Origin of the sequence: Burkholderia ubonensis (assembly GCF_001718695.1) — a bacterium.
Taxonomy (GTDB): domain Bacteria; phylum Pseudomonadota; class Gammaproteobacteria; order Burkholderiales; family Burkholderiaceae; genus Burkholderia; species Burkholderia ubonensis_B.
This window is the reverse complement of the sequence record NZ_CP013421.1, coordinates 367,128-378,835: the sequence shown is the minus strand read 5'-3', so window position 1 is coordinate 378,835 and position 11,708 is coordinate 367,128. Positions and strand designations below refer to the sequence as shown.

The following is an 11,708-nucleotide window of genomic DNA, read 5'->3' as shown; positions in this document are numbered from 1 at the left end:
GCGAACGAGATAAAGCATCGCCTCCGTCTCGATTGAATGTCAGTGTGTGTCGCCTGTGGAAATTAGAGCATCGCGAGAACCCGATGTCTGCCCCGTAAATTCCGGACACGACGTTTCGCGAAACTGTTCTATGCAGGGGAGTATGGGTCCAGTAGCGACACGACGACCTTGCGCTCGCCTTCGAACGGATTGCGGCCATGCGCGAATCGCATGTTGTCGACGAGCAGCACGTCGCCGCGTTGCCATGGAAATGCGATCGCGCATTCGCGGAACGCATTGCGAATCTGCTCGATGTCGGCGAGATCGAGTGGACTCCCGTCGCCGTAGAAGGCGTCGCGCGGGAGCCGATCGTTGCCGAACAGGCTGACGATCGAGCTGGCGAGCGAGGCTTCCAGGTTCGAGATGTGGAACAGATGGGCCTGATTGAAGAACACCCGTTCGCGGGTGAGCGGATGGTAAGCGACGCCCTGGTTGACCTGTGCGGTGCGCAACGTGTCGTCGTCGAGCCATGCGTGCTCGATGCCGTTGTCCGCGCAGTAGGCCGCGAGCTCGCCGCGGTCGCTGGTCTGAAAGACCGTTTCCCACGGAATGTCGACGTGCCGCCGGTAGTGCCTGACATAGCGGACCTGTTTCGCCTCGAAGTCATCCAGGATGCGCGGCCCGATCCTGCGGCTTACCTCCCGCATGTCGGCGATCGGCGTTTCGCCGCCGGCCGTGGGCGCGGTCAGGCAGCAGAATGCGACTCTCAGCGGCCAGCTTCGTTGATACGCGTTTTCGCAATGAAGCGATATCGTCTCGCTCGGCGGATACTCGGTTGCGGTGAAGATGCCGTTGCCGATCGACGTGCGCGGCGTGGAGCGATAGACGTAATCGGACTTATGGGCCGAAATCGCGTTCGCAAACGCTTCGAATCCGGCCACGGATGACACGTCGAAGCCGCGAAACAGCAGCGCCCCATGCTCCAGCAGCCGGGCGTCCAGCGCCGCACGATTGTCGTTCACCGCCCGCACGATATCGCGCCCGTTCGATGCCGGCTCCAGCAGCCACGGCGAGGCCCCCTCGGCAAGCAGCTTGCGTTCCGTCATGCCCAGCATGGTCGATGTTCCTTTTCTGAATCTGAACGTGGATCGCGGCGAAACCCGATCCGGTTGGTGTTCACGGGTCGCGCCGCGGTGCGCCTATGCGCGGCAGGCCGTTTCGACGGCTTGCTCGAAGCGGTTGAGGATCTCGTGGATGTCGGCTTCCGACACGATCAGCGGCGGAAGGAACCGGAGTACCGCGCCGTTGCGGCCGCCGGTTTCGATGACGAGCCCGTTCTGCAGGCAATTCAGCTTGATGGCCTTTGCCCGTGCCGCATCGGTCGGGCCGGTTTGGCCATGCGTGCCGGGCCTGACGACTTCAACGCCGATCATCAGGCCCTTGCCGCGTATCTGGCCCAGGCAGGGGAACCGTTCGGCGATACGCTCGAGGCCGGCCACCAGCAGTTTGCCGACCCGGCCCGCATGCGCCGGCAGATCGTCTCGATCGATGATGCGCATGGCCGACAAGCCGGCCACCATCGCAATCTGGTTGCCCCGGAAGGTGCCGGCGTGCGAGCCGGGCGGCCAGGTGTCCAGGCGCTCGTCGTAGACCACCACCGATATCGGGTAGCCGCCGCCGATCGCCTTCGACAACACCAGCACGTCCGGCCGGATGCCGGAATGTTCGATCGCGAACAGGGCGCCGGTTCGACCGAGGCCGGTCTGCACTTCATCGACGATCAGCGGGATTTCGTGCCGCAGCGTCAGTTCGCGCAACTCGATCAGCCACGCGTCGGAAGCGGGGATGCAGCCGCCTTCGCCTTGCACGACTTCGACGATGATCGCCGCCGGTTTCGTGATCCCGCTCTCGGGATCGGACAGGACGGTCCGAATGTAGTTGATGCTGAGCCGATCGGTCGCCGAGCCGTCGGTGCCGAACGGGCAGCGAAACGCATACGGGTAAGGCAGGAAATGAACGCCGTGCCCGCTGCCGCCGGCCGATTTGGGCATGAGATTTCCCGATGCGGCGAGCGCGCCGGCCGTCATGCCGTGGTAGGCGCCGTGGAACGCCATGATCGTCGAGCGGCCCGTATAGTGCCTGGCCAGCTTGACGGCCGCTTCGTTGCCGTCCGATCCGCTCGGACTGCAAAACTGGATCTTGGCGGTTTCGGCGATCTTGCGTCGGCAGGAGCGAGAAAAGCTGTTCGACGAACGCGTGCTTGGCCGGCGTCGCCAGGTCGAGTGCCTGCTGCATCTGATCGGAGGTCAGAAACCGCATCACGGCTTCATTGACTTCCGGGTGGTTGTGCCCGAGCGCGAGCGTCCCTGCATTGGACAGGCAGTCGATGTATTCCCGACCCTCGGCGTCGCGTATGCGTACGCCCTTGGCATGGGTAAACAGCCGGGGGAACGATGTCGCGTAGGTTCGGGCCTTCGATTCGACATGCTTCAGGTAATCAAGTTGTTCCATACGCAGTGATCCGGCTTGCAACGCGGATTGATGGACAGTGGCACACGAGAGCAGCTTCATGTCGGCCAATGGTGTACCGGTACGGCCTGATTGAAGCATGGACGCCGTGTCGCGTCTGTCACGGGAAAATGGGACACAGGCGATGCAAAGTCACGTCGCCATCGTCGAGCGGAAATAGTCGATGGTCCGCCGCAGCCCCGCTTCGAGCCCGACCGTCGGCTTCCAGTCGAGTTGCGCGCGTGCGAGGCCGATGTCGGGGCAGCGTTGCGTCGGATCATCTTTCGGCAGCGGGTGGAAGACGATCCGCGATTTCGAGCCGGTCAGGCGCAGGATGATCTGCGCAAGCTCGCTGACCGCGATCTCATGCGGATTGCCGAGATTGATCGGGCCGGTGACGTCCGCGGGCGTGGCCATCATCCGGATCAGACCTTCGACCATGTCGTCGACATAGCAGAACGCGCGGGTCTGGCTGCCGTCGCCGTACAGCGTGATGTCCTCGCCGCGCAGCGCCTGCACGATGAAGTTGGACACCACGCGGCCGTCGTTGGGATGCATGCGCGGCCCGTACGTGTTGAAGATGCGCACCACCTTGATTCGCACGTTTTGCTGGCGGTGATAGTCGAAGAACAGGGTCTCCGCGCAGCGTTTGCCTTCGTCGTAGCACGCGCGCGGCCCGAGCGGGTTGACGTTGCCCCGGTAACTCTCCGGCTGCGGATGCACGTCGGGGTCGCCGTACACTTCGCTCGTGGAGGTTTGCAGCACGCGCGCGTGCGTGCGCTTGGCGAGCCCCAGCATGTTGATCGCGCCCATCACGCTGGTCTTGGTGGTCTGCACGGGATCGAATTGATAGTGGATCGGCGAAGCCGGACAGGCGAGGTTGTAGATCTCGTCCACCTCCACGTACAACGGAAAGGTCACGTCGTGGCGCAGCGCCTCGAAGCGCGGGTTGCCGAGCAGCGCGGCCACGTTCTGCTTGGTGCCGGTGAAATAGTTGTCGACGCACAAGACGTCATGACCGAGTTCGACCAGGCGCTCGCACAGATGCGAACCGAGGAAGCCGGCGCCGCCTGTCACGAGGATTCGCTTTCGATCAAGTTGCACAATGGCACCCCAAAAGTTTCGCGCGCCCGGCGGCGGCTGGGCCGAGCGGGCGCGCGGGCCGTTTCGTTCGCCGATCGCGCCGATCGGCCGGTGATGCGTTTCAAGCGTTCGACGCGACGCAGTGCGCGTGCCGCAGGCGCGCCGCGATGATGCCGGCCATCGTCCGCATTTCGCTGCGCAGGAAGAAGTGATCGCCTTCGATGACGTGGAAATCGAAGTGCCCGGCCGTCGCCGCGCCCCAGCCAGCCACCGAATCGACCGGAGCATGCGTATCCGTGCGGCCGGCGAACGCGGTGATGTCCACCGCCAGCCGGCGCTGCGGCTCCGGCCGGTAGTTTTCGATCAGCGCGAAATCCGCGCGCAGGGCCGGCATCAGCAGCGCCATCAGCTCGTCGTTCTCCAGGACGGGCTTCGGCGTGCCGCCCATTTCGTGCAAGGCGTCGATGAAGGCGCGATCGTCGAGTGCCTGCATGCGACGCCCCGGTCGCGCGTTGCCCGGTGCGGCGCGGCCGCTCACGAACAGATGGCGCAGGTTCGGGCGCACGTCGGCGGGAAGCCGCAGCGCCAGTTCCGCGGCGATCGCCGCGCCCATGCTGTGGCCGAGCAGCGAGAAGGGACGATCGAAGCAGTCGCGCAGGTCGCGCAGCAACGTGTCGATCAACGCCGACATGTCGCGTGCGGCTGGCTCGGACAAGCGGCTGCCGCGGCCCGCGAGCTCGTGTCGGTATACGTCGATGCCGGGCAACAAGGCTTCGAGCGGGCGATAGACGGCGGCCGAGCCGCCGGCGTAGGGGAAGCAGATCAGGCGCATGCGGGCGGGGTGCTTGCTTCGGACGTGTCGTTGCGCGCGCGGCGGGAAGTCACGTGTTGGCGGGATGTCGTCATTGAGGTTCCACTCGCTGTTGTCGTCGCGATGCGTCGGCGATTTTGGCTCGGCAGGAAAGCGACGCGATTGCCCTGCGCGGGTCTCGCTCGGTTCCCGGTTGCTGGGGCGTCAGCGCTTTGCAACGGCAGCATGGCGAATACGCCTGAAGTCGCGAAGGCGGTCGTTCAGTTCATGAAGATTCGATCGCGGTGCCGCTCGGTTTCAGCATGCACGCGATACGGTTCGGCATGAGTTAAACATGAGGGCGCGTCGGTGTATGTCGTAGGAAAACGGGACGCGGGGGGCGAGGGGCAGCGGTGTGAACGTCGAATGCCGGTCATCTCGGACGGGCCCCAGGTGGCCGGATGGTGATTGGAGACTTAGGACTGGAATGGGCTCAGTCCGGTTCGACAGCCGCCATCGTGTGGTACCTACGCTGTCGTCAAGACCCTTCGGAACGTGCAGTTCCCGCTCCCTTGGACGGCGATGCTGACGGGCCTCGTTGTCGTCTGAGGGGCGGCTGTGTTGCCTGCCGTGACGTCAGGCGCCGCTGCCGAAATCAAAGCTGTCGAGCATCAACTGACCGATCGGATCCAATGCTTTGCCTTGGCGTGTCGCGACGCTGAACAACGCGGAGTAGGAGCATGCGGCTGGCTCGAGCGCAAACAGCTTTTTTTCCGCCACCCAACGCGAGGCGAAATGAGTCGGCAGGTATCCGATGTACAGGCCTGTCAGAAGCATGGTGAGAATCGCTTCCATGTTGTAGGCAGTCGCTGCTCGGTTCAGATTCACGGGGCTCGGTCGCTGACTTTCGACCATGTAGCCGCGTTCGACATAGTCCGCATTTGCGATTGCCTCCATGAGCCCGACGCCAGTTGCGGACGAAAGCGGATGGGCGAAGCTGCAGTAGAGATTCTGCTCCTCAGAGAAGATCGGCTTGTACACGAGGCCGGAGAGGCGATGATGGAAGGCTCCGACTGCAAGCGTCAATCGCTCTTCCAATACGGCCTTTTCGAGTTCGTCCGGTCTCATGACGTGCACGGTCAGATGGGTCGCCGGCGAGCGGCGCTTGAACCGCTCCAGCGCAGAGACGATCGGCGCACCTGGGAAGGACAGCAAGCCATCGACGAAGCCGATCTCGAGCCGCGTCTTGGGTTGACCGTTCAGCACGCCGACACTGTCAAGGAAGCGCCCGATATCGGAGAAAAGCACACGTGCCGACTCGTAGACGGCCATGCCCTCATCCGTAACCTGGAACCCTTGACGCCCGCGATGGCAGAGCTTCGTACCGAGTCTCACTTCAAGGTCTCGCACCACGATGCTCAGGCGGGGAAGGCCCATGTTCAGAATCGACTGGGCGGCTGTGAAGCCGCCAGCTTCAACGATGGTGCAGTACACCCGAAGAGACTTGAGGTCCAGGTCGGAGAGGCTAGCAAGCATGACTCGACTGTTTTGGGTTGATTTCCAATTGTCCTGCAAGAGTACCGACAACTTGACGATCGCTGCGCAATCGTGTCATCGCGTACCGAACGAGAACTAGTGTTCGACGATAGCCGGATACTCGGCCGCGATCGCAAGACGCTGTGAGTGTGCTTCCGCAACGACGCAAAGCAACTCGAACATCATAGTCGCGCCGACGAGCGCCGTGTTGCCGCCTTGGTCGAAGGGCGGCGAAACTTCGACGACATCGCCACCGATCAAATCCAGCCCGCGAAGCCCACGCACGAGATGCTGTGCTTCGAGCGTGGTCAGACCACCGATTTCAGGGGTCCCCGTGCCGGGTGCAAACGCAGGATCCAGTACATCGACATCGAAGCTCACGTAGGTCGGACCGTCTCCGACGACGCGACGCGCTTCCGCCAAAGCTCCCTCGACGCCCAGTTCCGCGAACTCTTCCATATGAATGACGCGAATGCCGACGGACTCGGCGAACTCGAGATCGTCGGACGAATAGACCGAACCGCGGATGCCGATCTGGACGGTTCGTGCGGGATCCAGGAGCCCTTCCTCGACGGCGCGACGAAAAGGGGTGCCATGGGTGTACGGATTGTTGCCGAAGTACGTGTCGTTCGTATCCGAATGCGCATCGAAATGGACCATGCCGATCGGCCGGTCGCGCGCGATGGCACGGAATATCGGCAAGGTCACCAGATGGTCACCGCCGGCGGTAATCGGGATCGCGCCGGCTCGATGAATCGATTCATAAAACGTCTCAACCTGCTTGAGCGTGTCGAGCAAGTCGATCGGATTCACCGGCGCGTCGCCGACATCTCCGACGCGCAGCAGGTCATACGGAGCAATGCGACTGACGTGATGGACCTTGCGCATCAGGCTCGACATATTCCGGATTTCACGCGGACCGTGTCGCGCGCCGGCTCGGTTCGTCGTCCCACCGTCCCACGGTACACCTACCAATGCGATATCGACGTCGTCAAAACTCGAAACGGCAGGCAGGCGCATGAAGGTGGGAAGGCCGGCGAATCGCGGCACCAGTGCTGCATCGATCGGTTGCGGAAAAGTGCTGGCCATCGTGGCTCCTGTTCGGTTATCGGCGAAGGGATTTAACGGTAGCACGCGGATCTTGTTTCGACTTTTCCTATTGAGCAAGCCGACTTTACGGATTCGAAAACTTCGACTTGCCACTTTCCAAACCTGGAAAGTCGGCTTTTTGAGTTCGGAATTGATGCGAAATTTTGGCGTTCATACATTCAAACCGAGCGTGTAGGGAGGCGTTGTACGCGCTGCGGCCTGCATTTGCTGGCCATTTCAGGTTTGGGGAGAAACATGTCGCGTCGGCACTCGCTCGCGAGGGCGTTCCCCAGGATTGAAATGGCGCGGAGTAATCAGGCAGGTCAGGGCACGACCAGCCAGTTGGTCAAGCGCGGCAGATGCTCACCGAAGACAGGAGGAAGACCCGCACGACGCAGTCACAAATGAAGGTTGTACCGCAGTGAGCCACCGTGTGATGTGCTGTCCATGTTGCAGCCTTCACATCGTAACGAGTCACCTGAATTCATCGCGATGGAGCTGTTATGCCCAAGTCTATCCATTCTTTGATTTTGTCGTTGGCAGGTGCGTGCGCGTTGGTGGCATCGTCCGCCAGCTGGTCGCAAAGCAGCGATCTGTTGTCCCGAATCAAGGCTGACGGACGAATTACCATCGGCACGGAAGCGCGTTATGCACCGTTCGAATATATCGACGACGGTAAGATCGTGGGCTACGACGCGGACCTGATGCACTACGTCCTGAAACCGCTGCAGGGCGTGAAAGTGAATCAGCTCGATTTGCCGTTCCAGGGTCTCTTGCCCGGCCTCGACGCGAAGCGCTTCGATATCGTGGTGACGGCCGTCACGATCAACAAGGAACGCCTCAACCATTTCGCGTTCACATTCCCGGTTGCGGATGCCACGACCGGCGTCCTGCTCCGTGCCAACGAGCCTGCGGTCAAGAAGCCGGACGACCTGAATGGCAAGACGGTCGGCAGCCAAGCAGGTACGGCACAACTTCAGGCGCTGATTGCGCTCGACAAGAAGCTGAAAGACGCCGGAGGCCCGGGAATCAAGGAAATCAAGCAGTACGTCGCGTTTGACGAGGCATACGCCGACCTGGCCGTCGGCCGGCTCGACGCCGTTGCACAGTCGCTTGCCAACCTCGGTCCGTTGATGAAATCGCGCCCGGGTGTTTTTGCGGTCCTGCCGCAGACTATTGGGCCGAAGACGTACTTTGCTTGGGTCGCTCGAAAGGATGGCGATAGCGCATCGCTCGTAAAGCTGTTCAGCGACGGCATTGCACGTGCCAATCGTGATGGAACGATGAAGCAGCTTCAGCAGAAGTGGTTTGGCACGACCATGGACGTCCCTGCACAAGCATTGACGAATCCTTCCATGTGACGCGGACACGCGCGACGATGCCCCATCATCAAATGTGCCTCGAGACGATATGAACGCTTCGACCTTTCTCACCCGCAGTCTCGTCAGCTTGCCGCAAATGATCAATGGCGCCTTGACGACGCTGGTGTTATCCGCGATTGCCGTGATTTGCGGTTTCTTCGCCGGCGTCTTCATCTACACGATGTGGGCGAGCAGGAACCGTTTCCTGGCAGGCGCCGCGCGCGCATACGTGAGCGTATTTCGGGGCACGCCAATGCTTGCTCAACTTCTGGTGTTTTATTACGTACCCGCGGCACTCGGGATTGGATTGCCGGGTCCTGTTGCCGCGGTGATCGGGCTTTCTCTCAACACTGCTGCTTACCAATCGCAGATCCTGAGCGCCGGTTTCCGGACGATCTCGAATGGTCAGCGGGAAGCCGCGAGCATTTTCGGGCTGACAAGGTGGCAGACCTTGTGGCATGTCGAAGTGCCGCAAGTCATTGCCGCAACATTGCCAGCGCTGGTTTCGGAAACGATCGACATTGTCAAGGCATCGGCAGTCATCTCCGTGATCTCGGTCACCGATTTGATGCGTGTGGGTCAACAGATCGCCTCTGCGACCTATCGCCCGCTGGAAGTCTACGTGTGGGTTGCGGTCATGTACTTGGCCATTACCACGTTGCTTTCGCTCGCGGGGCATGGCTACGAACAGCGCCTCTCCAGGCGCGCTTGAGACGAAGGACGGCGCAATCCAATGGATACGTTTTTGACGTTGCTGCCGCGCTTTGCCGCCGGCATGCTGGTGACACTCGAAGTCAGTCTGATAGCGGCGCTTCTGGGGATGGCGGGTGGATTCTCGTTGAATGTGCTCCGTCTGCGCTTTCCTCGTGCACTGGCGCATCCGTACCGGCTGTACGTGTGGCTCGTGCGCGGAATGCCGTATTTGTCGCAACTGGTGATCGTCTACTTCGGTTTGCCGTCCCTTGGCATGACGATGACCGCGGTGCAGGCGACAATCGTTTCGTTGGCGTTCTATTCGGCCGGTTACTTCGCAGAGATTTTTCGTACCGCGTGGGCGAGCATTCCTCGCGGGCAGATGGAGGCGGTGCGCGCTTTCGGCATCGGTCGGTGGGCGTCGTTCCGGGCGATCGAGTTGCCGCAGGCATTGGCTTTCGCCGTTCCGCTTCTGACCAACATGGTCATCCTCGTCATCAAGGAAAGCTCGGTCGCTTCCATTATCACGGTACCGGAACTGACGATGACGACGAGCGATTTCGTCTCGTCTACCTATTCCTACATTGGACCGTACGCGATGCTGATTTCGAGCTATTGGTTGTTGACTCAATCGGTCGCCGTTGTGGCCAAGCGCCTGGCTGGACTGAACCCGATCCTCAGGAGGACGTTGTGAGCGATTCCCCAATTCTGCAACTCCACGCGGTCGGAAAATCGTATGGGTCGTTGCGCGTGCTGAAAGACTTCGATCTCGACGTCATGCGCGGGCAGATCGTATCGCTTATTGGCCCCTCGGGGTCCGGCAAGACCACGGCGCTCCGCTGCATGAATTTTCTCGAGGCTTACGACGAAGGCGAAGTGCGAGTCAAAGGGAAGCTGCTTGGCTACCGCATCGATGGCGACGGCTCGCGCGTCCGAGACACCGACGCGAACATCGCGGAAGTACGACGGCCCATTGCGATGGTCTTCCAACAGTTCAATCTGTGGCCGCACATGACGGTTCAGGACAATGTTGCGGCGCCGCTTGTACTGTCGAGGCGGGTTCAGAAAGCGGAAGCCGAGAAAAGAGCAAAGGCGGCGCTCCAGCACGTCGGTCTTTCGCATAAGACGGACGCTTACCCCGCTCAACTGAGTGGCGGTCAACAGCAGCGCGTCGGGATCGCGCGTGCGCTCGCCGTCGGCCCGGAGGTCATGTTGCTCGACGAGCCGACGTCGGCTCTCGATCCGGAACTGGTGGACGAGGTACTCAACGTTATCCGGATGCTGGCGCAGGAAGGGCTCACGATGGTGATGGTCACCCACGAAATGAGTTTTGCAGCCAAGATTTCCGACAAGGTGGTGTTCATGGAGGCGGGGCAAATCGTCGAGACGGGAGCGCCCGCGCAACTATTCGGCGACACCCGCACGCCGCGTCTACGGCAGTTTCTCAAGCCGTGGCTCGACCGTAGCCTGTCCCTTGCGGAAGATCTATCGAGGCCCGAACAGAGGCTTGCTTAAGTCACTGATCAGCACACGGCGTCCGGGTCGCCGACGGACGGGCGGGGCAAGCATTGGCCTGTCCCTTCAATTGGGCCAATGATCGACGCTCCCCGACAAAAAACCCCCGCCCCGGACCACCTCGAGCCAGACAAAAAAAACGCGCGGCCGCGAGGCACGCGCGCAAAGTCGGAGATCGGTTACCGGTCGCGGGTCAGTTGCCGTTCGATGCCACCGTATTGGCCGCGCCCGCGCAGTCCTTCTGATACTCCCGCATCAGGCGCGCCTCGGCCGAGTCGATATCGTCCGGATAGCTGCTCTCGTCGCCGGACGACGGGTTGTAGCCGACGGCTTGCAGCTCGTTCAGCTCGTTGATCAGTTGCCGATGGGAGACCGGGCCTTTCGTATGCACGAACGGATAGTCGTGGCATTGCGACGGCGTGAGCTTCGGCGCGGCTTGCGCGGAGACGCTCAGCACGAGCAGGGCGGCACAGGCAAGGTAACGGGCGGGATGATTCATCTTCGACTCCTGGAAGCGTTGGGAACTAGCCGTACGGTGGGAAGCCAACGTCGACTGCACGACGAAGGTTAAGTGCGGCGCGCTAGCGAAACGGCAGCGCGAAGATGAAACAAGTTTCATGCGGTACGGCCCGTGCCGAGGCGCCTGTCTTCGCCGGCATCGGACCTTAAACAATCCTTCATGTGCGCGCTGTCGAACGGTTAGCAGTGCGGGCGTATCGTCGAGCCGGTGATCAATCGGCGCTGCGCATGGCGCGGCCCGGCATGGAGGCGCTGCAATGAAAACAACGACGCTCAGGATGGCGACGCTCGTCGCGCTGGTGTGCTCGCCGGTGCTGGCGTTCGCGAAGGTGCAGGGGGCGGGGCTCGCGATTGCCGACGTGACGCTCGCGCATGCGAAGGTCGAGCGCCTGCATCGTGCGGAAGATGCCGCGTATCGCGCCGCCTCGCAACGGGCCGGCAAGCGGGGTGTCGAGCCGCAACGAGGCTGATTGCCGGCATCACGCACGATTGCCGACGGTGGTGCGGCATCATGTCGCAATGATCCGGTCGCGGGATCGTTGCCGGCACCCCGAGGCCATCGCGCGCCAGCCCCGGCCGGCCATGGCGAGGGCGCGAGGCCGCCGTATATGAAATTTTCTTCACGAAGCCGATGC

General features: G+C 61.8%; 12 protein-coding genes and 1 pseudogene. 5 read left to right on the top strand and 8 right to left on the bottom strand.

Going from position 1 to position 11,708, the window contains the following annotated elements; all coding sequences use genetic code 11:
• Positions 1-128: 128 nt before the first annotated feature.
• The 7 genes and pseudogenes from WJ35_RS16750 to speB all read right to left on the bottom strand — a co-directional run bounded on the left by WJ35_RS16750 (position 129) and on the right by speB (position 6,985).
• Positions 129-1,094, bottom strand: a complete 966-nt coding sequence (locus WJ35_RS16750) for a TauD/TfdA family dioxygenase (RefSeq protein ID WP_060234602.1) — start codon at positions 1,092-1,094, stop codon at positions 129-131.
• Positions 1,095-1,178: 84 nt separating this feature from the next.
• A complete protein-coding gene (locus WJ35_RS16745) occupies positions 1,179-2,126 on the bottom strand; it encodes an aminotransferase class III-fold pyridoxal phosphate-dependent enzyme (protein ID WP_250637554.1) in 948 nt (315 codons plus the stop codon).
• A gap of 133 nt (positions 2,127-2,259) precedes the next feature.
• Positions 2,260-2,490, bottom strand: a pseudogene (locus WJ35_RS32485) (aminotransferase class III-fold pyridoxal phosphate-dependent enzyme); the annotation flags it as partial.
• Positions 2,491-2,640: 150 nt separating this feature from the next.
• Positions 2,641-3,591, bottom strand: a complete 951-nt coding sequence (locus WJ35_RS16740; protein ID WP_029226804.1) for a UDP-glucuronic acid decarboxylase family protein — start codon at positions 3,589-3,591, stop codon at positions 2,641-2,643.
• Positions 3,592-3,691: 100 nt separating this feature from the next.
• Complete coding sequence (locus tag WJ35_RS16735) at positions 3,692-4,402, bottom strand: thioesterase II family protein (protein ID WP_059461617.1); 711 nt, start codon at positions 4,400-4,402, stop codon at positions 3,692-3,694.
• A 594-nt stretch (positions 4,403-4,996) separates the two neighbouring features.
• Positions 4,997-5,896, bottom strand: coding sequence for a LysR family transcriptional regulator (locus WJ35_RS16730; RefSeq protein ID WP_059461616.1), 900 nt, complete (start codon positions 5,894-5,896; stop codon positions 4,997-4,999).
• Between the two features lie 96 nt (positions 5,897-5,992).
• Complete coding sequence (gene speB / locus WJ35_RS16725) at positions 5,993-6,985, bottom strand: agmatinase (protein ID WP_059461615.1); 993 nt, start codon at positions 6,983-6,985, stop codon at positions 5,993-5,995.
• A gap of 503 nt (positions 6,986-7,488) precedes the next feature.
• On the opposite strand from speB, the gene WJ35_RS16720 reads away from it, so the two are divergent.
• From WJ35_RS16720 to WJ35_RS16705, 4 genes are read left to right on the top strand one after another with little or no spacing between them, the layout of a single operon-like run.
• On the top strand, positions 7,489-8,346 hold the full coding sequence (locus WJ35_RS16720; RefSeq protein WP_059461614.1) for a transporter substrate-binding domain-containing protein: 858 nt from the start codon (positions 7,489-7,491) through the stop codon (positions 8,344-8,346).
• Between the two features lie 49 nt (positions 8,347-8,395).
• Positions 8,396-9,058, top strand: a complete 663-nt coding sequence (locus tag WJ35_RS16715) for an amino acid ABC transporter permease (protein WP_059461613.1) — start codon at positions 8,396-8,398, stop codon at positions 9,056-9,058.
• 21 nt (positions 9,059-9,079) lie between these two features.
• The gene (locus tag WJ35_RS16710) at positions 9,080-9,733 is read left to right on the top strand and encodes an amino acid ABC transporter permease (RefSeq protein WP_059461612.1); all 654 of its coding nucleotides are present in this window, start codon (positions 9,080-9,082) and stop codon (positions 9,731-9,733) included.
• Complete coding sequence (locus WJ35_RS16705; protein WP_059461611.1) at positions 9,730-10,554, top strand: amino acid ABC transporter ATP-binding protein; 825 nt, start codon at positions 9,730-9,732, stop codon at positions 10,552-10,554. The genes WJ35_RS16710 and WJ35_RS16705 overlap by 4 nt, the downstream gene beginning before the upstream one ends.
• A 193-nt stretch (positions 10,555-10,747) precedes the next feature.
• Here the strand turns inward: WJ35_RS16705 and WJ35_RS16700 are convergent, their stop codons facing one another.
• Positions 10,748-11,053, bottom strand: coding sequence for a DUF4148 domain-containing protein (locus WJ35_RS16700; protein WP_046422790.1), 306 nt, complete (start codon positions 11,051-11,053; stop codon positions 10,748-10,750).
• A 277-nt stretch (positions 11,054-11,330) separates the two neighbouring features.
• On the opposite strand from WJ35_RS16700, the gene WJ35_RS16695 reads away from it, so the two are divergent.
• Positions 11,331-11,543 (top strand): hypothetical protein, encoded by a 213-nt coding sequence (locus WJ35_RS16695; RefSeq protein ID WP_046422788.1) that lies wholly within the window; start codon positions 11,331-11,333, stop codon positions 11,541-11,543.
• Positions 11,544-11,708: the final 165 nt, after the last annotated feature.

Coding starts and splice junctions, on each gene's coding strand:
- WJ35_RS16750 (WP_060234602.1), bottom strand. CDS start 1,094: ATGCTGGGCATGACGGAACGCAAGCTGCTTGCCGAGGGGGCCTCGCCG.
- WJ35_RS16735 (WP_059461617.1), bottom strand. CDS start 4,402: ATGCGCCTGATCTGCTTCCCCTACGCCGGCGGCTCGGCCGCCGTCTAT.
- WJ35_RS16730 (WP_059461616.1), bottom strand. CDS start 5,896: ATGCTTGCTAGCCTCTCCGACCTGGACCTCAAGTCTCTTCGGGTGTAC.
- speB (WP_059461615.1), bottom strand. CDS start 6,985: ATGGCCAGCACTTTTCCGCAACCGATCGATGCAGCACTGGTGCCGCGA.
- WJ35_RS16720 (WP_059461614.1), top strand. CDS start 7,489: ATGCCCAAGTCTATCCATTCTTTGATTTTGTCGTTGGCAGGTGCGTGC.
- WJ35_RS16715 (WP_059461613.1), top strand. CDS start 8,396: ATGAACGCTTCGACCTTTCTCACCCGCAGTCTCGTCAGCTTGCCGCAA.
- WJ35_RS16710 (WP_059461612.1), top strand. CDS start 9,080: ATGGATACGTTTTTGACGTTGCTGCCGCGCTTTGCCGCCGGCATGCTG.
- WJ35_RS16700 (WP_046422790.1), bottom strand. CDS start 11,053: ATGAATCATCCCGCCCGTTACCTTGCCTGTGCCGCCCTGCTCGTGCTG.
- WJ35_RS16695 (WP_046422788.1), top strand. CDS start 11,331: ATGAAAACAACGACGCTCAGGATGGCGACGCTCGTCGCGCTGGTGTGC.